23 protein-coding genes and 1 pseudogene are annotated in these 24,123 nt (G+C 72.2%); 10 read left to right on the plus strand and 14 right to left on the minus strand.

Going from position 1 to position 24,123, the window contains the following annotated elements:
- Nucleotides 1-31 precede the first annotated feature (31 nt).
- On the minus strand, nt 32-598 hold the full coding sequence (locus MFF04_RS20800) for a GcrA family cell cycle regulator (protein ID WP_238278763.1): 567 nt from the start codon (nt 596-598) through the stop codon (nt 32-34).
- A gap of 421 nt (nt 599-1,019) precedes the next feature.
- Between MFF04_RS20800 and MFF04_RS20805 the strand changes: the two genes are divergently transcribed.
- On the plus strand, nt 1,020-2,210 hold the full coding sequence (locus tag MFF04_RS20805) for a patatin-like phospholipase family protein (protein WP_238278765.1): 1,191 nt from the start codon (nt 1,020-1,022) through the stop codon (nt 2,208-2,210).
- A gap of 24 nt (nt 2,211-2,234) precedes the next feature.
- On the opposite strand, the gene MFF04_RS20810 is transcribed toward MFF04_RS20805, so the two are convergent.
- The 6 genes from MFF04_RS20810 to MFF04_RS20835 form a co-directional block, all read right to left on the minus strand.
- Nucleotides 2,235-2,363: a TFIIS helical bundle-like domain containing protein gene (locus MFF04_RS20810; protein WP_164094399.1), complete on the minus strand. Its 129-nt coding sequence runs from the start codon at nt 2,361-2,363 to the stop codon at nt 2,235-2,237.
- A 116-nt stretch (nt 2,364-2,479) separates the two neighbouring features.
- Entirely contained in the window at nt 2,480-3,952 is a 1,473-nt protein-coding gene (locus tag MFF04_RS20815; RefSeq protein WP_238278767.1) for a flavin-containing monooxygenase, read from the minus strand.
- Complete coding sequence (locus tag MFF04_RS20820) at nt 3,949-4,845, minus strand: alpha/beta hydrolase (RefSeq protein ID WP_238278769.1); 897 nt, start codon at nt 4,843-4,845, stop codon at nt 3,949-3,951. The genes MFF04_RS20815 and MFF04_RS20820 overlap by 4 nt, the downstream gene beginning before the upstream one ends.
- A gap of 1 nt (nt 4,846) precedes the next feature.
- Nucleotides 4,847-5,671, minus strand: a complete 825-nt coding sequence (locus MFF04_RS20825; protein WP_238278771.1) for an SDR family NAD(P)-dependent oxidoreductase — start codon at nt 5,669-5,671, stop codon at nt 4,847-4,849.
- 83 nt (nt 5,672-5,754) lie between these two features.
- Nucleotides 5,755-6,093 (minus strand): hypothetical protein, encoded by a 339-nt coding sequence (locus MFF04_RS20830; RefSeq protein ID WP_238278773.1) that lies wholly within the window; start codon nt 6,091-6,093, stop codon nt 5,755-5,757.
- Nucleotides 6,094-6,212: 119 nt separating this feature from the next.
- Entirely contained in the window at nt 6,213-6,575 is a 363-nt protein-coding gene (locus MFF04_RS20835; RefSeq protein ID WP_238278774.1) for an ACR/YggU family protein, read from the minus strand.
- A 96-nt stretch (nt 6,576-6,671) separates the two neighbouring features.
- Here MFF04_RS20835 and MFF04_RS20840 point away from each other — a divergent pair, with 96 nt between their 5' ends.
- From MFF04_RS20840 to MFF04_RS20850, 3 genes are all read left to right on the plus strand, one after another.
- Nucleotides 6,672-8,042: a cytochrome P450 gene (locus MFF04_RS20840; RefSeq protein WP_238278776.1), complete on the plus strand. Its 1,371-nt coding sequence runs from the start codon at nt 6,672-6,674 to the stop codon at nt 8,040-8,042.
- Nucleotides 8,043-8,168: 126 nt separating this feature from the next.
- The gene (locus tag MFF04_RS20845; RefSeq protein WP_238278778.1) at nt 8,169-8,414 is read left to right on the plus strand and encodes a hypothetical protein; all 246 of its coding nucleotides are present in this window, start codon (nt 8,169-8,171) and stop codon (nt 8,412-8,414) included.
- A 294-nt stretch (nt 8,415-8,708) separates the two neighbouring features.
- Complete coding sequence (locus MFF04_RS20850; RefSeq protein ID WP_238278780.1) at nt 8,709-9,956, plus strand: MFS transporter; 1,248 nt, start codon at nt 8,709-8,711, stop codon at nt 9,954-9,956.
- Between the two features lie 63 nt (nt 9,957-10,019).
- On the opposite strand, the gene MFF04_RS20855 is transcribed toward MFF04_RS20850, so the two are convergent.
- Nucleotides 10,020-10,484 carry a hypothetical protein gene (locus MFF04_RS20855; protein ID WP_238278782.1) on the minus strand — a complete coding sequence of 155 codons (465 nt, stop codon included), beginning with the start codon at nt 10,482-10,484 and terminating at the stop codon, nt 10,020-10,022.
- A 242-nt stretch (nt 10,485-10,726) separates the two neighbouring features.
- On the opposite strand from MFF04_RS20855, the gene MFF04_RS20860 reads away from it, so the two are divergent.
- Genes MFF04_RS20860 through MFF04_RS20870 form a run of 3 tightly spaced genes read left to right on the plus strand, consistent with a single transcriptional unit; the run spans nt 10,727 to nt 14,061 of the window.
- A complete protein-coding gene (locus MFF04_RS20860) occupies nt 10,727-12,019 on the plus strand; it encodes an MFS transporter (RefSeq protein WP_238278784.1) in 1,293 nt (430 codons plus the stop codon).
- 10 nt (nt 12,020-12,029) lie between these two features.
- Nucleotides 12,030-13,250, plus strand: a complete 1,221-nt coding sequence (locus tag MFF04_RS20865) for a CaiB/BaiF CoA transferase family protein (RefSeq protein ID WP_238278786.1) — start codon at nt 12,030-12,032, stop codon at nt 13,248-13,250.
- Between the two features lie 19 nt (nt 13,251-13,269).
- Nucleotides 13,270-14,061 carry an enoyl-CoA hydratase/isomerase family protein gene (locus MFF04_RS20870; RefSeq protein ID WP_238278788.1) on the plus strand — a complete coding sequence of 264 codons (792 nt, stop codon included), beginning with the start codon at nt 13,270-13,272 and terminating at the stop codon, nt 14,059-14,061.
- Nucleotides 14,062-14,073: 12 nt separating this feature from the next.
- On the opposite strand, the gene MFF04_RS20875 is transcribed toward MFF04_RS20870, so the two are convergent.
- Genes MFF04_RS20875 through dctP form a run of 4 tightly spaced genes read right to left on the minus strand, consistent with a single transcriptional unit; the run spans nt 14,074 to nt 17,958 of the window.
- Nucleotides 14,074-14,856, minus strand: coding sequence for an alpha/beta fold hydrolase (locus tag MFF04_RS20875; RefSeq protein ID WP_238278790.1), 783 nt, complete (start codon nt 14,854-14,856; stop codon nt 14,074-14,076).
- Nucleotides 14,857-14,912: 56 nt separating this feature from the next.
- Nucleotides 14,913-16,265 carry a TRAP transporter large permease gene (locus MFF04_RS20880; RefSeq protein WP_238278792.1) on the minus strand — a complete coding sequence of 451 codons (1,353 nt, stop codon included), beginning with the start codon at nt 16,263-16,265 and terminating at the stop codon, nt 14,913-14,915.
- Nucleotides 16,262-16,939, minus strand: coding sequence for a TRAP transporter small permease (locus tag MFF04_RS20885; protein ID WP_238278794.1), 678 nt, complete (start codon nt 16,937-16,939; stop codon nt 16,262-16,264). Before MFF04_RS20885 ends, MFF04_RS20880 begins: the two co-directional genes overlap by 4 nt.
- Nucleotides 16,936-17,958 (minus strand): TRAP transporter substrate-binding protein DctP, encoded by a 1,023-nt coding sequence (dctP, locus tag MFF04_RS20890; RefSeq protein ID WP_238278796.1) that lies wholly within the window; start codon nt 17,956-17,958, stop codon nt 16,936-16,938. The genes MFF04_RS20885 and dctP overlap by 4 nt, the downstream gene beginning before the upstream one ends.
- 191 nt (nt 17,959-18,149) lie before the next feature.
- Here dctP and MFF04_RS20895 point away from each other — a divergent pair, with 191 nt between their 5' ends.
- Complete coding sequence (locus MFF04_RS20895) at nt 18,150-18,806, plus strand: GntR family transcriptional regulator (RefSeq protein WP_238278798.1); 657 nt, start codon at nt 18,150-18,152, stop codon at nt 18,804-18,806.
- A 13-nt stretch (nt 18,807-18,819) separates the two neighbouring features.
- Here the strand turns inward: MFF04_RS20895 and MFF04_RS20900 are convergent, their stop codons facing one another.
- Both MFF04_RS20900 and MFF04_RS20905 read right to left on the minus strand, forming a co-directional pair.
- Nucleotides 18,820-19,497, minus strand: a complete 678-nt coding sequence (locus MFF04_RS20900; RefSeq protein WP_238278800.1) for a GntR family transcriptional regulator — start codon at nt 19,495-19,497, stop codon at nt 18,820-18,822.
- A 60-nt stretch (nt 19,498-19,557) separates the two neighbouring features.
- Nucleotides 19,558-22,506: an FAD-binding and (Fe-S)-binding domain-containing protein gene (locus tag MFF04_RS20905; protein WP_238278802.1), complete on the minus strand. Its 2,949-nt coding sequence runs from the start codon at nt 22,504-22,506 to the stop codon at nt 19,558-19,560.
- A 150-nt stretch (nt 22,507-22,656) separates the two neighbouring features.
- Here MFF04_RS20905 and MFF04_RS20910 point away from each other — a divergent pair, with 150 nt between their 5' ends.
- Nucleotides 22,657-23,703: a threonine aldolase family protein gene (locus MFF04_RS20910; protein ID WP_238278803.1), complete on the plus strand. Its 1,047-nt coding sequence runs from the start codon at nt 22,657-22,659 to the stop codon at nt 23,701-23,703.
- 10 nt (nt 23,704-23,713) lie between these two features.
- Nucleotides 23,714-24,123 (plus strand): annotated as a pseudogene (locus MFF04_RS20915) (carboxypeptidase M32); the annotation flags it as partial.

The raw sequence follows: 24,123 nt of genomic DNA on the forward strand, positions 1-24,123 counted from the left end.
GGCCTTTCTCGTTTCGAGGTCGCTGAACCGGCTACCGGAAGCCGGCGACGCGGCGGTCGCGCTTGCGCTCGGTGGCGGGCTGATAGGCGATCTGGGCGTGGTGGCCGCAATAGGGCAGGCCGGTGATTGAGCGGGCGCCGCAGAAGCGGAACTCCGGCGTCGTCGGGTCGCCCATGGGCCAGCGGCACATGGACTCGCGCAGGTCCATGATCGTCACCCGCTGCGAGACGGCGATCTGGACCGGCTCGGCGGCGGCCGGGAGCGGCGCCGGCGGCGGCGGGAAGTCGGGGGCGGGGCGGTGGTTCGGCGGGCTCGTCGGCTCGGCGGTCTCCAGCGCCGCCTCGATCACCACAGCCTCGGCCTCGGGCAGGGCATCCACGGGGCTCGCTACGGCGGTGGGCTTGCGGGCGGCCGCCGCGGGCGCCTCCGTGCCGGAGCGGGCGCGGCCGCCGAGGCCGAGGCGGTGGACCTTGCCGATCACGGCGTTGCGGGTGACGCCGCCGAGCTGCGCGGCGATCTTGCTCGCGCTCTGGCCGTCCTCCCATAGCCGCCGGAGAAGCTCGACGCGCTCGTCCGTCCAGCTCACGACCGCTTCCATGCTCGCTCCCCCCGTCCATCGCGACGCGAGCCCGCGCCCGAACGCCCGTGGGGAGCCCGAGGCCGGCCTTGATCCGGTCCTGAAAACTTGACGCGCCGCTTGTCGCCCGGCGCTCGCCGACGGCTAGGAGACCCTACAGGAGCCCTCGACGGGGACGCAAGAGTCGACAACTCGACCCTGTCGAGGGGCGGCGACGCTTTTCCACGACGAACGGCGCCGGGGCGCCGGGGCGGGTCCGACGGGGCTCGCCTCGGCCGCCCGATGTGGCCCCCGCGCATCACCCGCGATCCATCCGCGCGCCTGCCCACGGATCGGTGGAACCTCGCGCAAGCGGGACCGTAAAATGGCCACGCTCCCCCGCCAGGGGGTAGCGGGGGCGCGAGCCTCGGCTTCGCGGCCGGGCGCCAACAGGGCTCAGATCATGATCGACGCGTCCCGTTCCCGCCGGCGGTTCCCGCTCCTCGCCGCGGCGCTGGCCGCGAGCCTCGGCGCCTGCTCCTCCCTGCCCCGCACGGCCTACACCGCCGGCGAGGCGGGCAGCGCCGAGGTGATCGGCATCGCCGGCGCCCGCGTCTCGGCCGACGCCTCCGCCGACGCCATCCTGGCGCTGACCGCGCAGCGGGAGGCGAAGCGTCAGCGCTTCACCTACCTCGCGCTCTCGGGCGGCGGCGGCGACGGCGCCTACGGGGCGGGCGTGCTCAACGGCTGGACCGCCTCGGGCACCCGGCCGGAGTTCAGCCTCGTCTCGGGGGTCAGCACCGGCGCGCTTATCGCGCCCTTCGCCTTCCTCGGGCCGGCCTACGATTCCTACCTGACCGAGTTCTACACGAGCGGCGTCGCCGAGACGCTGGTGCAGAGCCCGAGCGTCGTGAACGTGCTGTTCGGCTCAGGGCTCTTCGGGGACGGGCGCCTGCGCGACCTCATCGGCCGCTACGTCACCCCGGAGCTGCTCGCCGCGGTCGCCGAGGAGCACGCCAAGGGCCGGCGCCTCCTCGTGGTGACGACGAACCTCGACAGCCAGCGCGCGGTGATCTGGAACATGGGCGCCATCGCCGCGAGCGGCGCGCCGAACGCGCTCGCGCTGTTCCGCGACGTGCTGACCGCCTCGGCCAGCATCCCGGCGGTGTTCCCGCCCCAGCTCATCGACGTTCAGGCCGAGGGCCGCGCCTTCCAGGAGCTGCACGTCGACGGCTCGGTGGTGACCCCGGTCTTCACGCTGCCCCAGTCCATCCTGCTGCGGGACCAGAAGCTGCGCACCCACAACGGGAAGGCGGACATCTACGTCGTCATCAACGGCCGCCTGGAGCCGGAATTCGCGGTGACGCGTAACAACACGCTCTCGATCGTCGAGCGCTCCTTCACCACGGCGAGCCGCGCCCGCAGCCGGGCGACGCTGGCGGCGACCTATGCCTTCAGCCGCGCCAACGGCATCGGCTTCAACCTCACCTACATCGACGAGAGCGCCCCCAACACCACGACGTCGCGGGGCTTCGACACCGCCTACATGCGCAGCCTCTATCAGGCGGGCTACGACAAGGCCCGCGGCGGCGCGTTCTGGGAGCGCACGGTGCCCGCCGCCCCGGTGCTCAAGGCGGTGGCGGCCGCGCAGTAGCGGCCGCCGTCCCGCCCGGCGCCGCTACCGGCGCAGGATCTTCGTCACGAGCCGCCCGATCGGGCTGCTCGAGCCCGCGTTGCGGTCGTCGCGGACGACGGGACGGTCCTCGTTGCCGAGGATCTTGGTGACGATGCGGCCGATCAGGCTCATGGGGACCTCCTGGAGACCATCGCGTCCCGGAGGATTTCCGGGAACGGCACAGCTTGTGCCCCTTCAACGGGCGATCCGCGCCGGCCGTTCCGCCGATATGGGATCGGCGTTCGCCTTCAGGAGATGCGGTAGTCGCGCCGGCGCAGGCGCCGCGCCCCGCGCCGGTAGGCGATGACCGAGCCCGGCCAGAGCGCCGTGTTGCGCCCCGCCGCGTCGAGATACCAGCTCCGGCAGCCGCCCGTGGTCCAGATGCTGTCGCGCGACGCCGCCTCGACGGCGTCGAGGAAGCGCACCTGCGCCTCGGGCCGCACGTCGAGCGCCCTGACGCCCGGCCGCGACAGCAGCCTGAGGCCGCCGAGCGCGTGCTCCACCTGCGTCTCGATCATGGCGATCATCGAGTTGTGGCCGAGCCCGGTGTTCGGGCCCATGAGCAGGAACAGGTTGGGAAAGCCCGAGACCGTGATGCCCTGGAACGCCCCGGACCGCGCCCGCCACGTCTCCGCGAGGCTGCGCCCGTCGCGGCCGAGGATCGGCACCCGCGCGTAGCTGCCGGCCATGTCGAAGCCGGTGGCCAGGATGAGCACGTCGAGACCGTGCTCCGTGCCGTCGGCCATGGTCGCGCCGGAGGCCGTGATCCGTTCGATCGCGCCGGTCTCCACCGTCACGTTCGGGCGCTGGAGGGCGGGATAGTAGTCGTCGGAGACCAGCACCCGCTTGCAGCCGAGCCGGTAGCCTGGGGTCAGCTTCGCCCGCAGCGCCTCGTCCTTCACGGCGCGGGCGAGGTGGCGGCGGGCGATCGCCTCGGCCTGCCCTGTCAGCGCCGAGACCTTCGTGAAGCCGAGGAGCGCGCGCAGCTCGTGGGTCCAGAACAGACGCTGCCGGAACAGCCATCGCCGGAGCGGCCGCTTCGCGAAGGCCGATTGCTCGCGCTCGCTCATCGGCCGGTCGCGGCGGGGCATCACCCAGGGCGGCGTGCGCTGGAACAGCACCAGCCGCTCCGCCAGGGGCGCGATCTCCGGGAGGACCTGCACGGCGCTCGCCCCGGTGCCGATCACGCCGATGCGCTTGCCTGCCAGCGGCACCCCGTGGTCCCAGGCGGCGGTGTGGAACATCGGCCCGGCGAAATCGTCGAGGCCGGGAACCTTCGGGCGCGCCGGGTGGTGCAGGCCGCCCATGCCGGAGACGACCGCCCGCGCGCTCAGCGGGCCCACGCCCGTCTCGGCCCGCCAGAGGGACGCCGCCTCGTCCCAGCGCAGGGAGAGCAGGCCGGAGCCGAGCCGCAGATGCGGCATCAGGCCGTGCCGCTCGGCGGTCTCCCGGAGGTAGGCCGCGATCTCGGGCTGGCGCGGGTAGAGGCGCGACCAGTCGGCCTTCGGCGCGAAGGACAGGGAGTAGAGATGGGAGGGGATGTCGCAGGCCGCGCCCGGATAGGTGTTCTCGTGCCAGGTACCGCCGATGCCCTCGCCCTTGTCGAGGATCAGGAACGGCCCGATCCCCGCCTGACGGCAGCGGATGCCCATGGCGAGGCCGGAGAAGCCGGCGCCGACGATCAGCACCGCCAGCGGCTCTGCGGGAAGCGGCGCGCTCACGCTCCCCGCGCCCTGTCGAGATAGAGGCGCATGAACCCCGCTGCCGCGTTGAGGGAGGCCCGCGCCTCGGGAACGTAGGGCGAGGCGAGCTGCCAGGCATGGGGCACGACCGGGAACTCGGTCAGCACGGTGGGCACGCCCGCTTCGGCGGCGCGCGCGGCGAGCCGCCGGGAGTCGTCGCGCAGCAGCTCCCGCTCGCCGACATGGATCAGGAGCGGTGGCAGGCCGCGGAGGTCGGCGTAGAGCGGCGAGGCCCGGGGATCGGCGGGGTCGGTGCCGGCGAGGTAGGGCGGCCCCAGCCGGCGCAGGGTCGCGGCGTCGAACATCGCGTCGGTGCCCGCATTCTCGCGCATCGAGGCGCCGGTGCCGGCAAGATCGGTGGCGGGCGAGAACAGCACGGCGGCCTCCGGCAGCGGCAGGCCCCGGTCGCGGGCGCGCAGCATCACGGAGAGCACCAGGTTGCCGCCGGCGGAATCCCCCGCGATCGCCGCCGGCCCCGCCGCGCGGAAGGCGGTCCAGGCCGCGAGCGCGTCCTCGACCGCCGCCGGGAACGGATGCTCCGGGGCGAGCCGGTAGTCGGGGGCGAAGGTGCTCAGGTTCCGCCGGGCGAGACCGCCGGTGAGCGGCCGGTAGAGGCGGGCCGAGCAGGCGACGAAGCCACCCCCGTGCAGGTAGAGGACGCGGTACTCCGGCCCCGGCCGTGGCGGCGAGGGGCGCACCCATTCTCCCGGGACGCCGCCGAACCGGCCGTCCTCGTAGGTGGCGCGCCAGGGGTCGGGCAGCGTCCGCCTGTCGAAGGCCGCGCGGATGTCCATGACGTCCGCCCCGACGAGGCGTGGTCGCACCCTTGTCCGGATCAGCCAGTCGAGGAAATGGGCGCGCCGGCTCGCCATCCTAGCCCTGCCGCGCCAGGCGCCCGAGGAGGCTCCAGTAGCCCACCGGCATCAGCCGCTGGAGGAGGCTCACGAGGCGCGCGTCGGAGCCGACGAGGGCGCGGGGCGCGCCCCGCTCCACCGCCCGCAGGATCTCGGCGGCGGCCGTCTCGGGCGCGAGCTTGAGGAAGCGCTCATGGGCGGCCCGGCCCCGCTCGGCCTGCACGGGATCGGCTCCCCTCGGCAGGCGGGCATTGCGGGCGATGGCGGTGGCGACGCCGCCCGGATGCACCAGCGTCAGCCCGGTGCCGCTGCCGGAAAGCTCGTGGCGCAGGCTCTCGCTGAAGCCGCGCAGGCCGAACTTGCTGGCGCAGTAGGCGGTCTGGCCCGGCGGCGCGACGATACCGTAGAGGCTCGACACGTTGACGATCCAGGCGGGCCGGCTCTCGCGGAGCAGCGGCAGCAGGGCGTGGATGAGCCGCACGGGCGCGCGCAGGTTCACGTCCAGCACCCACTCGAAATCGTCGAGGTCGGTGTCGGCGAAGGCGCCGCCGAGCGCCACGCCGGCATTGTTGACGAGCAGGTCGAGGCGGCCGTGGCGGGCGCGGATCGCCGCCGGCAGGGCGCGGATCGCGGCGGCGTCGGCGAGGTCGAGCCCGTGCAGATCGACGGTTGCGCCGAGGGCTTCCGCCCGAGCGCCCGTCTCCGCGAGGCCCTGCGCGTCCCTGTCGAGGAGGGCGAGGGCGCCGCCTCTGCCGGCGAGGTCGAGGGTGAGCGCCCGGCCGATGCCGCTCGCCGCCCCGGTGATGAGGGCGACGCCGCCGCGCAGGACGATCCGCTGCCGCAAAGCGCCCCTCCGTGCCGCGCCCGAGAACCCCGCGGGCGGAGATACAGGCGGGGGCGGGCCGGCGCCAGCCGGATCGGCGCGCCCTACGGGTGCGAGGACAGACGCAGGCTGAAGCCGTCCGCGACGGCGGCGGGCAGGGGGGCTGCCGGCATCACGGGCTCGGAGAGCCGGAGCTGGAAGTCGAGGCCTGCCATCTCGGCCTGGGCCATCCGGGGCGGCATCGCCTGGGCGATGCCGGTGGCGACGATCAGGGTCGCCACGGCCTGCGCGGCGATCCAGGGCACCAGCGCCGGCAGCAGGCGCGAGGGAGCGGGCACGGCCGGAGCGATGCGCTCCACGGCCGGCGCCGCGACGCGCACGGACGCGGCGGGGAGGGGTGCGAAAACGATCTGGTCTGCGTCCCAATCGAGCCGGACGGACATCGCGAAGCCTTCCCTCGTCCCGCCTCCGAGCGGGAGGCCGGGACAGGATCGGCGCAGGTGTGTTGAGAGGCCGTAAACTTAAGCGGACCTTGCCGGATCGGCACCGGCACGAGCGCCGATCATGGTGAACGCTTCCTTACCGGCCGGCGCCCCGCACCGGATTCGCAGAGGCTCGCGAGACGCGCGGCCAGCGCCGGCCCGTCGCCCTCGACGCGGAGGACCTTCAGCCGGGCGGTCTCGCCGGAGACGAAGCCGATCCGCGCGCGCGGCACGCCGAGCGCCTTGGCCAGCACGGCGAGGAGGGCCGCGTTCGCCGCGCCCTCGACGGGTGGGGCCGACACCCGCACCGCCAGCACCGGGCGCCCGTCCGCGCCCGCCGCGATGCCCTCCACCGCGTCGCGGCCGCCGCGGGGCGTGAGGCGCACCGCGATCCGCAAGCCCTCGGGAAGGGCGCTCCAGGGTAGGGCGGGGCTCTCGCTCAAGGGCGGCTCGGACGCGTCCGTTCTTCGGTCCCGCGTCTTTACAGGGCCCGCCCGCCTCCGCCATCAAGCGCCCGGTCCGAGACGAGCGAGAGGCCCATGGCAACCGAGCGCGGCCCGATCGTGCCGCCCGCCCCCGTGCCGCCGGAGCGGGACCTGTCCCTGTGGCCCTACCTGCGGGCGGTGCGCGACAACGCGGTGGCGAGCTGGCCGGCCCGCGCCTATCGCGAGACCGTGACGGAGCGGCATCTGCTCGGCCGGCGCAGCCTCACCGTCACCGATCCGGAGGGCATCCGCCGCATCCTCGTCGACAACCCCGGCAACTACGTCCGCACCCCGGCGACGCGCCGCGTGCTGCGGCCGATGCTCGGCGACGGGCTCCTGATCAGCGAGGGTGCACCCTGGCGCCACCAGCGCCGAACGCTCGCCCCCGCCTTCACGCCCCGCGCCACGGACGGGCTGGTGCCGCTGATCGCGGCGGCGGTGCACGACACCCTCGAGTCCATCGAGGGCCAGGCCCGGCGCGGCCCCGTGGCGGTGTTTCCCGAGCTGCACCGGATGGCGCTCGAGATCGCCGGGCGCACGATGTTCTCGGTCGGCATGGAGCACCACGGCGAGCGTCTGCGCGGGATGATGGAGCGCTACGGCCGCCGGCTCGGGCGCCCGCACCTCCTCGACATGATCCTGCCGATCACCTGGCCGGCACCCCTCGACCTGCCCCGCGCCCTGTTCCGGCGGCGCTGGGTGCGCTTCCTCGACCGGATCATCGCCGACCGGGCGGTGGAGGAGGCGGGCGGCCCCGCCCGCGACCTCCTCGACCTCCTCGGCGAGACCCGCGATCCCGAGACCGGCCGGGGCTTCACGCCGGAGGAGCTGCGCGACCAGGTGGCGACGATGCTGCTCGCCGGCCACGAGACCACCGCCGCGACCCTGCTCTGGGCCTGCTACCTGCTCTGCCTCGACCCCGAGACCCAGGAGCGCGCCGCCGCGGAGGCCGCCGCCTCGGGGGTCGAGGACGATCCCGCCGGCGCGCTCGCCGGTCGGTTGACCTTCGTCCGGGCGGTCGTCGACGAGACCCTGCGGCTCTATCCCCCGGCCTTCGTGATCGTGCGCGCGGCGCGTGGGCCGGACACGGTGGCGGGCCACCCGGTCGCGGCCGGCGACATCCTGCTGACGCCCCCCTGGGTGCTGCACCGGCACCGGGCGCACTGGCGCGATCCGGACGCCTTCGACCCGACCCGCTTCCTGCCGGAGGCGAGCCCGCCGAGGCGCTTCACCTACCTCCCCTTCGGCGCCGGGCCGCGGGTCTGTATCGGCGCCTCCTTCGCGCTGACCGAGGCGACGCTGGCGCTGGCCGGGCTGCTCGCCCGCTTCCGCATCCGCCTGCCGCCCGGCGAGCCGGTGATGACGGCGGCCATCGTCACCACCCAGCCGGATCGCTCCCCCGCCTTCCACCTCAGCCGGCGGTAGCGGGGCCGCCTTAACCGCGCCCGCAAAATTCACGGGACGGGCGCGGCCGGTGCCGTCCTCTCCCTTGCGGTCCGGCCGGGGGCGGAGGATGGAAGGCGCGCTCGTACTCGCTCCGGACAGATCCCCGTGCCGATTCCCTCCGCTCGGTGCCTCCTCGCGCTCGGCCTGATCGCCGGGCTCGGCCTGTCCGTCGTGCCCGCGCAGGCGCGCCGGTCCGCGACGAGTGATCCGGCCCCGGCCGCCGATACCGTCAAGGAGCCGGAGAAGGCCTGGACGACCGGCACCGTGCCGGCGGACTGCACCCGCAGCCGCCGCAAGCTCTTCCAGCCCGGCGAGGGCTGGGTGGTCCGCTCCGTCACGACCTGCCGCTGAGCGCATCGCCGTCGGGCGGGCTCGGGGATCGGCCCTTGCCCGTTCGCTGAGCAGCGTTGCCGCCGGCCGCGCCAGAAGGCACCCGCAACGCGGGGCCCGCGCCGGATCGCGGGCTCGGCTCCGCGAGCGAACCCGTCCTGGCACGGCCGATGCTTTCTCTCCCCCGCCTCCGCGAAAGCGCGGTCCAGGCGCTCGGGGCAACGGCGCTCCGGATGCGGACGATGCACGTCCGGCTCCCCCCGTTCAGGGCGGCGCGCGCGAGCGGGCCACCCGCCGCGACAGACGAGCCCACAGATGGCCAGCTTCAAGACCGTGATGAAGTCGGGACACCCCCCGACCCTGTTCGCCGCGTTCCTCTACTTCGATTTCTGCTTCGCGATCTGGGTGCTCAACGGCGCCATGGGTCCGTTCATCACCGAGACCTACGGGCTCAGCCCGGCCCAGACCGGGTTCATGATCTCGCTGCCGATCCTGGCCGGGGCGATCATGCGCTTTCCGCTGGGCGTCCTCGCCCAGTACATCGGCCGCAAGAACGCGGCGCTCACCGAGATGGGCGTCATCGTCCTGGCGATGGCCTACGGGTTCTTCTTCGTCTCCTCCTATAACGACGTGCTCGCCATGGGCGTGCTGCTCGGCATCGCCGGAGCCTCCTTCGGCGTGGCGCTGTCGCTCGGCTCGGGCTGGTTCCCGCCGGAGCACAAGGGCCTCGCGATGGGCATCGCGGGTGCGGGCAACTCCGGCACGGTGCTCGCGGTGCTGTTCGCGCCGCCGCTGGCCCAGGCCTATGGCTGGCAGGCGGTCTACGGCTTCGCCGGAATCGTGATGCTCGTGCCGATCGCGGTGATGCTCCTGCTCGCCAAGGAGCCGCCGGACTGCCACGAGCAGACCTTCAAGCAGCACATCTCCTGCCTCTTCACCAAGGACGGCTGGGCCTTCTCGCTGATCTACATCATCACCTTCGGCGGCTTCATCGGCCTGTCGAACTTCCTGCCGACCTTCTTCCACGAGCAGTTCGCGGTGACGAAGGTCGAGGCCGGCCGCCTGACCATGCTCGCCGCTCTGATGGGCTCGGGGATCCGCATCGTCGGCGGCTACTTCGCCGACCGGATGGGCGGGGTGCTGGTGCTCTCGGTGGTGCTGCTCGCCGCGATCGGCTCGTTCCTGGCGCTCACCTCCACGCCCTCGCTGATGATGACCACGATCCTGTTCATGGTCTGCTTCGCGGCGCTCGGGGCCGGCAATGGCGCGCTGTTCCAGCTCGTGCCCCTGCGCTGGCCGAACAACACGGCGGTGGCCGGCTCGATGATCGGCGAGATCGGGGCGCTGGGCGGCGCCATCCTGCCCAACGTCATGGGCCTGTCGAAGCAGTACGCCGGCGGCTTCGCGCCGGGCTTCGTGATCTACGCGGTGTTCGCGGCCGGCGTGCTCGGCTGCCTCGCCCTCTGGCAGCGGCGCTGGGTCGGCACCTGGGTGGGGCCGCGCGGCAAGGTGCTGGCGAAGGAGCCGGCCGAGGCCGTGCCGATGCGCCCGGCGACCGCCTGACGCGTCACGGCCTGCGCCGGTCTGGACGGGGAGCCTCGCGCTCCCCGTTCGCGTCTCTCGGGATCAGTAGCGGGCGCTGATGCGCGGCGGCAGCGGGCAGCCGGCGGGCGCCCCCGCGACGGCGATGTCGCCCTGGCGCGGCGCGTTGACCGTGAAGGGCTTCACGTCGAGCCCGTCGATGAAGGCCGGCCCGATCTGCCGCTCGAAGAAGCCGTCGCCGACCTCGATGTAGCAGCGGTCGAGCACCGCCTGATAGGTCAGGGAGGCGCTCTGCACGGGCGCCGCGCCCGGTCCGACGCCGGGACCAATTCCGGGGCAGAGGGCGGCGACATCGAGCCGGCCCGGCCGCACGTAGCGGATCGGCAGGCTGCGGCCCGGAGGCACCGCCACCGTCGGGCCGCCATCCTGGCTGAGCGTGACGAGATAGCCGGAGCGGTTGGTGAGCCGGCCCTGGCAGGCGGCCTGCGCGGCGGCGGAGAGTCCGGCGAGCATGGCACCGGCGAGCACCAGGGTCGTCACGTTACGCATGTCCTGCCTCCGTCGGGCTCGGCGCCTCGCCCGGGAACGGCAAGGCTCGGATCCGGCTGACAACCGTCCGAAACGCCCGGCGTTCCGGGATCTTGCCAGGACCTTGGCCAGGACCTTGTGCGGGGATCGTCCCGCGGGCCGGGTCGACATTGCATTCAGGATGCGGGATGATTCCCCGCGCTCCGACGTACGGCCCAGGCCGGCGGCGCGCTTAAAAAAAACGAACCGGAGGATACCGCTCGATGCCGAAGCGGATGAGCGCCACGAACAGCGTGCTGTTCCTGCTGTGCCTGATGTATTTCATCACCTATCTTGACCGCGTGAACATCGCCACGGCCGGCGGCGTCATCTCCCAGGATCTCGGTCTCAGCAACACGCAGTTCGGGCTGATCCTCTCGGCCTTCGCCTACCCCTACGCGATCTTCCAGGTCATCGGCGGCTCGGTCGGCGACCGTTTCGGGGCGCGGCGCACGCTGCTCGTCTGCGGCATGATCTGGGCGGCGGCGACGATCCTCACCGGCCTCGTCGGCGGCCTGATCAGCCTGTTCCTCGCCCGCGTGCTCCTCGGCTTCGGCGAGGGCGCCACCTTCCCGACCGCGACGCGGGCCATGCAGAACTGGACGGCGCCGGGCCGGCGCGGCTTCGCGCAGGGCATCACCCACGCCTTCGCCCGGCTCGGCAATGCCGTGGCGCCGCCGATCGTCGCCTTCCTGATCTACCATGTCGGCTGGCGCTCGAGCTTCGTCATCCTCGGCCTCGTCAGCTTCGTCTGGGTCGGCGTCTGGTGGCTCTACTTCCGCGACAATCCGGCCGACCACGCCTCCATCACCCAGGAGGAGCTCGACACCCTGCCCCCGCCCCGCGCGCCGGGCGTCCGGCAGGCCGTTCCGTGGGGGGCGCTCACGAAGCGCATCCTGCCCGTGACGATCACCTATTTCTGCTACGGCTGGACCCTGTGGCTGTTCCTCGGCTGGCTGCCGACCTTCTTCAAGCAGAGCTACGGGCTCGACCTGAAGAACTCCGCGCTCTTCGCCTCGGGCGTGTTCTTCGCGGGCGTCGTCGGCGACACGCTCGGCGGCGTCCTCAGCGACAAGATCCTCGAGCGCACCGGAAACGTGAAGCTCGCCCGGCTCTCGATCATCGTGATCGGCTTCCTCGGGGCGGCGGCGAGCCTGACGGGCGTGTTCTTCACCAAGGATCTCACCATGGTGGCGCTGCTGCTCTCCTCGGGCTTCTTCTTCGCGGAACTCGTGATCGGCCCGATCTGGTCGGTGCCCATGGACATCGCGCCGACCTATTCCGGCACGGCGAGCGGGCTCATGAACACGGGCTCTGCGGTGGCGGCGATCGTCTCGCCGATCGTGTTCGGCTTCGTCGTCGACAAGACAGGCGACTGGACGCTGCCGTTCGCCGGCTCCATCGGGCTCGCCCTGCTCGGGGCGGGGCTCGCCTTCACGATGCACCCCGAGCGCAAGTTCGAGGAACCCGTTCCGGAGGCGCCGCCCGCGCCGGGGGCGGCCCCGGCGACGCGCTGAGGGATGCCCGATGAAGTATGAGGGTCGCGCGGGTCCGCTCGCCGGGATGCGGGTGATCGAGCTCGCTCACATCATGGCGGGCCCGGTCTGCGGGTTGATGCTCGCCGACATGGGCGCCGAGGTCGTCAAGGTCGAGAAGATCGAGGGCGGGGACGACACTCGCCGCTCGGTCCCGCCGGCCCTCAGTGGCGAGAGCGCCGCCTACATGATGATGAACCGCGGCAAGCGGGGTCTCAGCCTCGACCTCAAGGCCGAGGAGGGCAAACTGCTCCTGCGACGCCTGCTGGCCGATGCCGACGTGCTCATCGAGAACTACCGGGCCGGGACGATGGAGCGTCTCGGTCTCGGCTACGAGACCCTGAAGGGCGAGTTCCCCGGCCTGATCTACTGCGCGCTCTCGGGCTTCGGCCGCACCGGGCCCTACGCGGAGCGGGCGGGATTCGACCTCGTCGCGCAGGGCATGAGCGGGCTGATGAGCGTCACCGGGGAGGGGCCGGGCCGTCCGCCGATGAAGTGCGGGCCGCCGATCACCGACATCACCGCCGGCATCCTCGCAGCGATGGGCGTGCTCGCCGCCTACGCCCGCAAGCAGCGCATCGGGCTCGGCCAGGCCGTCGAGACCTCGCTGTTCGAGGCCGGCATCGTGCAGACCTACTGGCAGTCGGCCATCGCCATGGCGACCGGCGTCCCGCCGGGCCCGATGGGCTCGGCGCATCCGCTGAACGCGCCCTACGAGGCGTTTCAGACCCGCGACGGCTGGATCACCGTGGGGGCGGCGAACCAGACCAACTGGCTGCGCCTCACCGAGGCGATCGGCGTGCCCGGCCTCGCCGAGGACCCGCGCTTCGCGCAGAACCGCGACCGCATGGAGCACCGCGCGGCGCTGGCTGAGGTACTGGCGGAGCGCTTCCGGGGCGACACCACCGAGGGCTGGCTGGCCCGCCTCGACGCGGCCGGGGTGCCGGCGGGACCGGTCCTCGACGTCGCCGCCATGCATCGCGACCCCCAGGCGCTGCACCGGGAGATGGTGGTCGAGGTCGAGCACCCCCGCGCCGGGCGGATGCGGACCCTCGGACTGCCGGTGAAGTTCTCGGAGACGCCCGGCCGGGTGCAGGGGCCGGCGCCGCTGCTCGGCGAGCACAGCCGCGCGATCCTCGCCGGCCTCGGCTACGGCACCGACGAGATCGAGGGCTTGATCGCCCGGGGCGTGGTGCGCGAGACGCTGGCCTGACCTTTTATCGGAGACCGGCATGAGCGAGACCCCGACCGACGAGCTGCTCTACGCCCTCGACGCCTCCGGCATCGCCCGCATCACCCTCAACCGGCCGCAGGCGCGCAACGCGCTCACCTTCGGCATGTACCAGGGGTTGATCGACCTCTGCGGGCGCATCGAGGCGGACCCGGCCGTGAAGGCGCTGGTCATCGCGGGCGCGGGGGCTAAGGCCTTCGCGGCGGGCACCGACATCGCCCAGTTCCGGAGCTTCAAGACCCCCGAGGACGCGCTCGGCTACGAGCGCTTCATGGATCGGGTGCTCGGCACGCTCGAGCGCCTGCGGGTGCCGACGGTCGCCGCGGTCGCCGGCGCCTGCACCGGCGGCGGCGCGGCGATCGCGGCCGCCTGCGACCTGCGCATCGCGACCGAGGATGTCCGCTTCGGCTTCCCAATCGCGCGGACGCTCGGCAATTGCCTCTCGCAGGGCAACCTGCGACGGCTCTCAGGTCTGATCGGGCAGGCGCGGGTGCGCGACATCCTCTTCACCGCCCGGCTCGTCGGCGCCTCGGAAGCGCTCGCCATCGGCCTCGTCGGCGAGGTGGTCGCGGACACCCCCGCTCTGGAGGCTCGCGCCACCGAGCTCGCGACGCTGCTCGCCAGCCACGCCCCCCTGACGCTGCGCGCCACCAAGGAGGGCCTGCGCCGCCTCCAGGAAGGGGACGAGGGCGCCGGCGAGGACCTCATCCTGAGCTGCTACATGAGCGAGGATTTTCGCGAGGGCATGGAAGCCTTCCTCGCCAAGCGCCCGCCGGAGTGGAAGGGGCGGTAGGGCCCGAGGCGCTCAGCCCGTCTTCCGACCCGCCGCGGCGAGGATCAGGTCCGCGACCTCCGCAGGCCGCGAGATCAGCGAGACGTGGCTCGCGGCAAGCTCGATCGTCGTCGCGCCCATGCGCTGGGCCATGAAGCGCTGGAGGTCGGGGTTGATCGTCCGATCCTGCGTCGAGACGGCGTACCAGCTCGGCTTCCCGCGCCAGGCGGCCTGCGTGGTGCGGGAGGCGAACAGGCTCGTCGCGACGCGGCCCTGCACGGCGTAGAGGATGCGGGCCCTCGCCGGATCGAGATCGCCTGCAAAGTCCCGCAGGAACGCCTCCTCGTTCAGCTCCGCGAAGCCATCCCGCTTGACAAGGCCGGCGCTAGCCGGCGGCGTCGGGTACTTGGCCGCGAGCGCCGTGTAGTCCTCGCCGGCATCGGGGGCGCGGGCGGCGACGTAGACGAGGCTCGCGACCTTCGGGTCGGTGCCCGCCTCGCTGATGACCATCCCCGCCCAGGAATGGCCGACGAGCACGGTCGGGCCGTCCTGGAGCGCCAGGATGCGCCGGGTCGCCTCGACGTCGTCGGCAAGCGAGGTCAGCGGGTTCTGGACGGCCTGCGCGCGAAGGCCGGCGGCCTGGAGGCGGCCGATCACTTCGCTCCAGCAGGAGCCGTCGGCGTAGGCGCCGTGGACGAGGACGACGTTGCGGATCGGCTCCCCGGAGCCGCCCGGCTGGGCGCGGGCCCGGGACGAGAGAAGCGCGCCCGCCGCCGCGGCGGCGAGCGCTGTCGAGAAGGTGCGTCGATCGATCATGCCATGGCTCCGGGCGATTGCCGATGACGGCCTCTTCGCCCGGAGCACGGCCCCGGTTACCGCGTCGTCGGCAGGAGCAGGTCCGGCAGCCACATGGCGATGCCCGGTACGAGGCAGAGCAGCAGGATCGCCACCGCCATCAGCATCACGAAGGGCAGGGTGCCCCAGATGATGTCCTTGAGCGGGATGTCGGGGGCGATGTTCTTGATGACGAAGATGTTGAGCCCCACCGGCGGGTGGATGAGCCCCATCTCCATGGTGATCGTCATCACCACGCCGAACCAGACGAGGTCGAACCCGGCCGCCTTCAGGGGCGGCAGGATGATCGGTGCGGTCATCAGGATGATCGACACCGGCGGCAGGAAGAAGCCCAGCGCGATCACGAGCGCCAGGATCGTCACCAGCAGCACCCAGGGCGAGAGCTGCATCGCCACGATCGCCGCGGCCGCCGACTGCGAGATGTGCAGGTAGCTCATCACGTAGGCGTAGAGGAGCGACATGCCGATGATCAGCATCAGCATGGTCGACTCGCGCAGGGTCGCCCGCAGGATCGGGTCGACGTCCTTCGGCCGCCAGACGCCGTAGATCACCGCGATCAGCGCCAGCGCCAGCAGGCCGCCGAGGCCCGCGGTCTCGGAAGGCGTCGCGTAGCCGCCGTAGAGCGCCACCATGACGCCGGTGAGCAGCACCACGAAGGGCAGCACCCGCGGCAGCGTCGAGAAGCGCTCGCGCATGCTGTAGCGGTCCTCGGCGAGGATCGCCGAGGCCGTGCCGTGCGCCTCGTAGGCGCGCTTGGCCACCGCGTACTCGGCGCGGAAGCGGTAGACCGACCAGCCGGCGAACAGCAGCACGAGCAGCAGCCCCGGCCCGATGCCCGCGAGGAACAGCCGTCCGAGCGACTGCTCGGCCGCCACCGCGTAGAGGATCATGGTGATCGAGGGCGGCAGCAGGATGCCCAGCGTGCCGCCCGCCGCGATGATTCCGGCGGCGAAGCCCGGCGAGTAGCCGCGCTTTCGCATCTCCGGGATGCCCGCCGAGCCGATCGCCGAGCAGGTGGCGGGCGAGGAGCCGGCCATCGCCGCGAACAGCGCGCAGGCGAAGACGTTGGCGATGCCGAGCCCCCCGGGGATCTTGTGCATCCAGGCGTGCATCGCCGAGTAGAGGTCCTGGCCCGCCTTGGAGCGGCCGATCGCGGCGCCCTTCAGGATGAAGAGCGGGATCGAGAGCAGGGTGATCGAGGCCATCTCCTCGTAGACGTTCTGCGTGACCGTATCGAGGGAGGCGGCCGGCATGAACGCGAACATGAAGGCCAGCGCCACGAACCCCAGCGCGAAGGCGATGGGGATGCCGGCGAGCATCGCCGAGAGGGTCGCCCCGGCGTAGAGAAGTCCGATGGCCGCGGTGCTCAACGGTGGTCTCCCATCGCGTCGGGGCCCCGCGGCGTCCGCTCGGGCTGCCCCCTCATGTCCCGGTTCACGTCGGCGCCGATGCCGATCTTGGGCTTGTCGTGTCCGGCCGCAGCCGGGCCGTAGAGGAGCGCCTCGACGATCTGAAGGGCGAACTGCAGGCCGAGCAGGGTCGTGCCCACCGCCATCAGCGCGTAGGGGATCCAGAGCGGCGGCCCCCAGGTCGACTGCGAGACCTGCCCGTCGACCCAGGCCTCGTGCAGCAGCGTCCAGCTCTTCCAGGCGAAGAAGGCCACGAACAGGAAGCTGATGACGTCCGCCATCAGCAGGCGGACGCGGTTGGCGGCGGGCGAGAGCAGGCCGGTCAGCGCCTCGATCGCCACGTGGCCGCGCTTGGCCTGCACGGCGGAGGCCGACAGGAAGGTGGCGCCGACGATCAGGAACACCGCCATCTCGTCCTGCCAGTCGGTCGGCTCGTGCAGGACGTAGCGGATCAGCACCGAGTAGCTGAGCACCAGGCAGGCCGCGACGAGGGCGAGGCCGCCGAGGAGCAGGATCACGCGGTTCAGCGCCTGCATGCCGCCGTCGAGAAGGCCGAGAGCGCCCGGCAGGCGGGAGCCCTCCGCCGGGCGCGGCGCCTCGGCGGCCGCCGAGGCCGCGTCGAAGCCGTGGCTCACGAGACCTGCTCGGCGAGCTTGAGGAGCTCGGCGCAGGAGGCGCTCTTGCCGGCGAAGTCCTTCCAGGCGGTCTCGCGGGCGATGTCGCGCCACTTGTTCATGGTGGCCTCGTCGAGGTTCTGCACCTTGGCGCCGGCCTTGGAGAAGACCTGCTCGACCCGGGTGTCGTCGGCCTTGGCGCCCTCCTGGCCGAAGCTCTCAAGCTCGGCGCCGATCGCCATGATCAGATCCTGCTGGTCCTTGGGCAGGCCCGAGAACACCGTCTTCGACATCATGATCGGCTCGAGCATGAACCAGTAGGAGCGCTCGCGCCCGGAGGTGAGAGCCTTGGACAGCTCCTCCAGTCGGAAGGAGATCAGGCTCGTCGAGGAGGTGATGACGGCGTCGCACGCGCCGGTCTGCATGGCGGCGTAGGACTCGTTCGAGGGGATCGAGAGGGTCGCCGCGCCCGCCTGCTTCATCATCAGGTCCATCTCGCGGGAGCCGCCGCGGACCTTCATGCCCTTGGCGTCGGCGGGCTCGTAGAGCGGGCGCTCGCGGCTCGCGACGCCGCCGGCCTGCCAGACCCAGGAGACCAGGACGATGCCCTTCGAATCGAGGATCTCGGTGAGCTTGCGGCCGACCGGGGCGTTCTTCCAGGCGATGCCCTGCGCGTAGCTCGTCACCAGGGCGGGCATCAGGCCGATATTCATCTCGGCGACCTCGCCCCCGGCGTAGGGGCTCGGGTAGAGCGACATGTCGAGGGCGCCCTTGCGCATGGCGCCGAACTGGGCGTTCGTCTTCATCAGCGAGGAGCCGGGATAGACCTGCACCTCCAGCGCGCCCTTCGAGCGCTCCTTGATGGCGGCGGCGAACTTCCGGCACATCCGGTCGCGGAAGTCGCCCTCGTCGATGGTGCCGCCGGGGAACTGATGGGAGAGCTTCAGGACCGTCGCGGCCTGCGCGGAGCGCAGCCCCAGCCCGAGCACCGCGGGTGCGGCGAGTCCGGATGCGAGAAGAGTGCGGCGTGTGACCGGCATGGCGTCCCTCTCCCTGGCGCGCTGCCGCGCCTCGATTGTGCAGTGCAATATTTATACTTGCAACACTGCTTTGAGGGAGAAGAGCCAGTTCTTGTATATTCTGTCAACCGTCTTGCATAATTCGCGGGGGCGGGCGAGGGTCCTCGCCAAAAGCAGGTCCGTAGCCGGCTGGACCATCCGGGGAACGCCCGATGAACCACGCGCAGCGTCTCAGGCTCGTCATCGAGGACGAGATCGTGCAGGGCCGGCTTCCTCTCGGCGCCCGCCTCGACGAGGTGCAGCTGGCCGAGCGCTTCGGCGTCTCGCGCACGCCGATTCGCGAGGCGCTGATCCAGCTCGCCTCCACGGGCCTCGTCGAGACCAAGCCGCGCCGGGGCACCATCGTCAGCGCGCCGGAGCCGGGGCACCTCATCGCGATGTTCGAGACGATGGCCGAGCTCGAGGCCGCCTGCGGGCGCTTCGCGGCGCGCCGGCTGATCGAGGAGGACGAGCGCGACCTGAGGGCCGCCCTCGACGGCTGCGCGCGGGCGGCCGAGAACGAGGACACGGAGGCCTACTACCAGGAGAACTACGTCTTCCACACGGTGATCTACCGGGCGAGCCGCAACGCCTTCCTCTGCGAGCAGGCCCGCACGCTGCACCGGCGGCTCTCGCCCTTCCGGCGGCTGCAGCTGCGCGCCCGCCACCGGCTCGGGCAGTCGCTCGCCGAGCACGCGGCGGTGGTCGAGGCGATCCTGGCGGGGGACGCGGCGCTGGCCGGCGACACGCTGCGCGCCCACGTCGTGGTGCAGGGCGACCGCTTCACTGACCTCGTGGCGAGCCTGCGTGCGATGGGCGACGCCGCCTGAGGCGGCGGACGCGTCAGGCGTCGCTCTCGCCGAAATTCTCGGCGATGACCGCCTTCTTGCCCCAGATGTGCTCGCGCATCAGCGGCGAGAGAGCGGCGCCGTCGCGGGCCTGGAGCAGCTCGACCATGCGCTCGTGCTCGCCGACCGCCTTCTCCCACTGCTCGCCGGTCTGGTGCGCGGTGTAGCGCGAGCGCTGGATGCGGCCCGACAGGCTCGTGTAGATCGACATCAGGGTCGCGTTGCGGCTCGCGGCCATGATCGATTCGTGGATGCGCCGGTTGAGGCTGAAATAGGTGGCCTCGTCGGTCTCCTTCCAGGCCTCGACCATGCGCAGGTGGTCGGCGCGGATGGCCTCGACCTCCGCGTCGGTGATCTTGCGGCAGGCGACTTCGGCGGCGGTGGCCTCAAGCCCGGCGATCACCTCCAGCATCTCGTCGATCTCGATCTGCGAGATGCTGGCGACGCGCGCGCCGCGATTGGGCAGGAGCTCCAGCAGCCCCTCGGTGGCGAGGATCTTGATCGCCTCGCGCAAAGGGGTCCGCGAGATGCCGAAGCGCTCGGTCAGCTCGCTCTCGTTGACGCGGGCACGGGGCTCCATCTCGCCGGACTGGATCAGCTCGCGCATCCGGTCCGCGACCTCGTCGTGCAGGTAGCGGCGGTTAATCCCGAGTCCGGGCTCGATCTTATTCATCTGTCAACGATACTGGGACGCCCGAGGCCGCGCATCCGATACGTTTACGGCGGACCGTATTCACTGTCGAGGGACGAGGGCCCGGTCAAGCACGCGGACCACATGTTCCGCCTCCCGCTTTAGTCCATCCTGGATCTGGTGGCGGCAGCTCGTGCCGTCGGCGACGACGAGGTCGTCGGGGCCCGCCGCCCGCAGCGCTGGGAACAGCGACAGCTCGGCCATGGCCAGCGAGGCGTCGATGGTGGCCGCCCCGTAGCCGAAGGCGCCGGCCATGCCGCAGCAGCTCGACTCGATCACCCGCACGTCGAGGCCGGGCACGGCGCGCAGCACCGTCTCGACGGCGCCCATCGCCCCGAACGACTTCTGGTGGCAGTGGCCGTGGAGATGCGCGACGCGGCCCCCCTGATCGGCCAGCGGCAGGGCGATGCGCCCGGCGGCGAGGTCGGCGGCGAGCAACTCCTCGATGAGCAGGCTCGACGCGGCCAGCGCCCTGGCGTCCTCGCCGGGCAGGAGCGCGCCGAACTCGTCGCGGAAGGTGAGAAGGCAGGAGGGCTCGAGCCCCACGACCCGCGCCCCGGCCCGCACGAAGGGCAGGAGCGTGTCGAGCGTCCGCCGGGCCTCGGCACGGGCGCGATCCGTCTGGCCGGAGGCGAGGTAGGTGCGCCCGCAGCAGAGCGGCCGGCGGCCGGAGGGCGGGTAGACCCGGTGGATGCGGTAGCCGGCCGCGCGCAGCACCCGCTCGGCGGCCTCCAGGTTCTCCCGCTCGAAGGCCCGGTTGAAGGTGTCGCCGAACAGGATGACGTCGCGGAACTCGCCGGCGACATCGCTCGGATGCGCCGCCTCGCCGGTCTCGCCCCAAGGCCGGCGCCAGCGGGGCAGGGTGCGCCGGGCCGAGAGCCCCGCCGCCCGCTCCGAGAGCTTCGCCAGCGCCGGCACCTTGTCGCGGAGGTTCAGGAGCGGGGCGAGCAGCGCTGCGACGCCGGCGTAGCGGGGCAGCTCGCCGATCAGCCGCTCCTTCAGGGGCAAGCCGTGGCGGGCATGGTAGTGATGCAGGAACTCGACCTTCATGCGAGCCATGTCGACGCCGGTCGGGCACTCGCGGCGGCAGGCCTTGCAGGAGACGCAGAGATCCAGCGTGCGCTTCATCTCGTGGCTGGTGAAGGCCTCCGGCCCGAGCTGCCCGGAGATCGCGAGCCGCAGGGAGTTGGCGCGGCCCCGCGTCAGGTGCTGCTCCTCCCGCGTCGCCCGGTAGGAGGGGCACATGGCCCCCCCGGCGAGCTTCCGGCAGGTGCCGTTGTTGTTGCACATCTCGACCGCGCCGCCGAACCCGCCCCATTCCGACCAGTCGAGGGCGGTCTCCATGGGCTGCGTGACGGCGTAGCCCGGCGCGAAGCGCATCAGGGAGCGGTCGTCCATGCGCAGCGGGCGCACGATCTTGCCGGGGTTGAGGTGGTTGTCCGGGTCGAACGTGTCCTTCACGGTCTCGAAGGCCCGGGTCAGGCGCTCGCCGAAGAGGGGCGCGATGTACTCCGAGCGGGAGATGCCGTCCCCGTGCTCGCCGGAGTAGGAGCCCTTGTAGCGGCGCACCAGTTCCGAGGTCTCCTCGGCGATCGCCCGCATCCGGGCGACATCGCCCTCCTTCTTCATGTCGAGGATCGGCCGCACGTGCAGGCAGCCGACGGAGGCGTGGGCGTACCAGGTGCCGCGGGTGCCGTGCTTCGTGAACACCTCGGTGACGGCGTCGGTGTAGTCGGCGAGGTGCTCCAGCGGCACCGCGCAGTCCTCGATGAAGGAGACGGGCTTCGCGTCCCCCTTCATCGACATCATGATGTTGAGGCAGGCCTCGCGCACCTCCCAGACCGAGCGCTGGCGGGCGGGCTCGACCACCTCGACCACCGCGCCCGGGAAGCCGTGGTCGCCCATGCAGGCGTCGAGGCGCTTGAGGTCCCGCTTCAAGGCGGCGAGGTCGTCGCCGGCGAACTCGGCGAGCAGCAGGCAGTTCGGTCGGCCCCGGGTGATGTCGGCAAGCGTCGTGCGGAAGAGCGGGATGTCGGCCCCGAGCACGAGGACGTTGTTGTCGACGAGCTCGACCGCCACCGGATCGAGCTCGACGATCGCCTTCGTCGTCTCCATGGCCGAGCGGAAGGAGGGGAAGTGGCAGACGCCCATGACGCGGTGGGTGGGCAGCCGCGAGAGCTTGAGGGTCACCGAGGTGGTGGCCGCCAGCGTGCCCTCCGAGCCGACGAGGAGATGGGCGAGGTTCGGCCGCGCCTCGATCAGCGCGTCGAGGTTGTAGCCGCCGACCCGGCGCTGCACCTTCGGATACATGCGTTCGATCTCGGCGCGGTTGTCGGCGGCGAGCGCCCGCATCCGCCGGGCGATCTCCTCGGCACGGGCCGAGCCCGTGGCCCCGCTCGCCTCGTTGCCGGTGAGCCCGAAGCCGAAGGGCGCGCCGTCGTGGAACAGCGCCTCCATCGCGATCACGTTGTCGCTCATCTTGCCGAAGCGCAGCGAGCGGGCGCCGCAGGAGTTGTTGCCGGCCATGCCGCCGATGGTGCAGCGGGTCGCGGTGGAGGGCTCCACGGGGAAGAACCAGCCGTCGGCCTTCACCCGCGTGTTGAGCCGCTCCAGCACCATCCCCGGCTCGACGGTGATCGTGCCGGCCTCCGCGTCGTAGGCGAGCATGCGGTTGAAGTGGCGCGCGCAGTCGACCACGAGCCCGGAGCCGATGGGTTGGCCGTTCTGCGAGGTGCCGCCGCCCCGCATCGTGACGGGCACGCCGTGCTCGGCGGCGATGCGCAGCGTCGCGGCGATGTCGTCGGCCGAGCGCGGCAGCACCACCCCGGCGGGCGTGATCTGGTAGATCGAGGCGTCGGTCGCGTAGCGCCCGCGGGTGAAGGCGTCGAAGCGCACGTCCCCCTGCAGCGCCTCGGCGAGCCGCCGCGGCAGGCCCGCCCCTTGCCTCGCGGCGGCCCGCGGGCTCTGCGCCGTCTGCGCGGTGCCGGCCATCCTCGAATCCTCCCTGCCTTCCAAAATGTATTTTTAATACATCATCCAAATGACGGGAAGGCCTAAGAGGATTATAGGGAGGCGTGGCCCGTGGCGCACGCGCGGCCGATCACTTCTCTCCGCAACCCCGGCGATCCCTCGGCGAGCGACATGACGATCGACCTGTTCAGCGACACCCAGACCCGGCCGACGGCGGGGATGCGCGAGGCCATGGCGCGGGCCGTGGTCGGCGACGAGCAGTCGGATTCCGACCCCACGACGCTGGCGCTCTGCGAGCGGGTCGCGGCGCTGCTGGGGAAGGAGGCCGGCGTGTTCATGCCGTCGGGCACGATGTGCAACCTCGTCTCGATCCTCGTGCAGACGCAGGCCGGCGACGAGATCGTCGTCGACGACAAGTCCCACATCTACAACACGGAGGCCGCGGGCTCCTGCGCCATCGGCGGCGTCTCCGTGGCGCCGCTGCCCACGAAGGTCGGCATCTACACGCCGGAGGCCTTCGAGGCGGCGATCCGCGCCCCCGGCCGAACGGCGCCCCGCACCGCGCTTGTCTCGGTGGAGCAGACCACGAGCTTCAGCGGCGGTTCGGTCTGGCGGCTGGAGGACATGCGCCGCATCCGCGATATCGCCAAGGCGCGCGGCCTCAAGGCGCATATCGATGGGGCGCGCCTCCTCAACGCGGTGGTCGCCACCGGCATCCCGGCGACGGACTACGCGCAAGGCTTCGACAGCGTCTGGCTCGACCTCAGCAAGGGGCTCGGCTGCCCCGTCGGCGCGGTGCTGTGCGGGACGCGGGATTTCATCACCCAGGCCTGGCGCTGGAAGTACCGGCTCGGGGGCGCCATGCGCCAGTCCGGGGTGCTGGCGGCGGCGGGTCTCTACGCCCTGGATCACCACATCGAGCAGCTCGCCCGCGACAACGCCAACCTCGCCCGCATCCACGCCCGCATCGCCGGCCTGCCCGGCCTCGGCTTCGACGAGACGGCGGGACAGTCGAACATCCTCTGCTTCACGGTGGACGGCCTCGGCGTCACGGCGGCGGCCTTCGCGGCGGCCTGCCTCGCGCACGACGTGCGCATCCGCGCCATCGGCGAGACCATCCGCGTGACGACCCATCTCGACGTGGACGCCGCCGCCTGCGACCGGGCCGCCGAGGTGATCCACGCGGTGGCGAGCTATCTCGCCGCCCGGCGAGCCTGAGAGCGATCCGATGCGCGCCTACGCCGAGCTCGAGACCCTGTTCGCCCGCCTGCATGCCGTCGAGGGGGCGGCGGGCATCCTCGGCTGGGATGCGCAGACGCTGATGCCGGAGGGCGCCGCCGCGACCCGCGCCGACCAGCTCGCCGCGCTGAAGGGGATCGCGCACGACATCGTGGCTGCCGCGCGGACCGGCGATCTCATCGCCGAGGCCGGCGAGGCGGGCGGCCTCGGCGAATGGGAGGCGGCAAACCTCGCCGAGATGCGCCGGGCCCATCTCCACGCGGTCTCGGTGCCCCGCGACCTCGTGGAGGCGGAGGCCCGCGCCTCCTCCCGCTCCGAGATGACCTGGCGGCAGGCGCGGGCGGACTCGGATTTCGCGCGGCTCGCCCCCGACCTCGCCGAGGTGCTGCGCATCGCGCG

The sequence above is a fragment of the Methylobacterium jeotgali genome (assembly GCF_022179345.1).
In the GTDB taxonomy this organism is placed as follows: Bacteria; Pseudomonadota; Alphaproteobacteria; order Rhizobiales; family Beijerinckiaceae; genus Methylobacterium; species Methylobacterium jeotgali.

What these genes read in the sequence shown, in the direction of transcription:
- MFF04_RS20800 (WP_238278763.1), bottom strand. Translation starts at nt 598, where the DNA reads ATGGAAGCGGTCGTGAGCTGGACGGACGAGCGCGTCGAGCTTCTCCGG.
- MFF04_RS20805 (WP_238278765.1), top strand. Translation starts at nt 1,020, where the DNA reads ATGATCGACGCGTCCCGTTCCCGCCGGCGGTTCCCGCTCCTCGCCGCG.
- MFF04_RS20810 (WP_164094399.1), bottom strand. Translation starts at nt 2,363, where the DNA reads ATGAGCCTGATCGGCCGCATCGTCACCAAGATCCTCGGCAACGAGGAC.
- MFF04_RS20820 (WP_238278769.1), bottom strand. Translation starts at nt 4,845, where the DNA reads ATGGCGAGCCGGCGCGCCCATTTCCTCGACTGGCTGATCCGGACAAGG.
- MFF04_RS20830 (WP_238278773.1), bottom strand. Translation starts at nt 6,093, where the DNA reads ATGTCCGTCCGGCTCGATTGGGACGCAGACCAGATCGTTTTCGCACCC.
- MFF04_RS20840 (WP_238278776.1), top strand. Translation starts at nt 6,672, where the DNA reads ATGGCAACCGAGCGCGGCCCGATCGTGCCGCCCGCCCCCGTGCCGCCG.
- MFF04_RS20850 (WP_238278780.1), top strand. Translation starts at nt 8,709, where the DNA reads ATGGCCAGCTTCAAGACCGTGATGAAGTCGGGACACCCCCCGACCCTG.
- MFF04_RS20855 (WP_238278782.1), bottom strand. Translation starts at nt 10,484, where the DNA reads ATGCGTAACGTGACGACCCTGGTGCTCGCCGGTGCCATGCTCGCCGGA.
- MFF04_RS20860 (WP_238278784.1), top strand. Translation starts at nt 10,727, where the DNA reads ATGCCGAAGCGGATGAGCGCCACGAACAGCGTGCTGTTCCTGCTGTGC.
- MFF04_RS20865 (WP_238278786.1), top strand. Translation starts at nt 12,030, where the DNA reads ATGAAGTATGAGGGTCGCGCGGGTCCGCTCGCCGGGATGCGGGTGATC.
- MFF04_RS20870 (WP_238278788.1), top strand. Translation starts at nt 13,270, where the DNA reads ATGAGCGAGACCCCGACCGACGAGCTGCTCTACGCCCTCGACGCCTCC.
- MFF04_RS20875 (WP_238278790.1), bottom strand. Translation starts at nt 14,856, where the DNA reads ATGATCGATCGACGCACCTTCTCGACAGCGCTCGCCGCCGCGGCGGCG.
- dctP (WP_238278796.1), bottom strand. Translation starts at nt 17,958, where the DNA reads ATGCCGGTCACACGCCGCACTCTTCTCGCATCCGGACTCGCCGCACCC.
- MFF04_RS20895 (WP_238278798.1), top strand. Translation starts at nt 18,150, where the DNA reads ATGAACCACGCGCAGCGTCTCAGGCTCGTCATCGAGGACGAGATCGTG.
- MFF04_RS20900 (WP_238278800.1), bottom strand. Translation starts at nt 19,497, where the DNA reads ATGAATAAGATCGAGCCCGGACTCGGGATTAACCGCCGCTACCTGCAC.
- MFF04_RS20905 (WP_238278802.1), bottom strand. Translation starts at nt 22,506, where the DNA reads ATGGCCGGCACCGCGCAGACGGCGCAGAGCCCGCGGGCCGCCGCGAGG.
- MFF04_RS20910 (WP_238278803.1), top strand. Translation starts at nt 22,657, where the DNA reads ATGACGATCGACCTGTTCAGCGACACCCAGACCCGGCCGACGGCGGGG.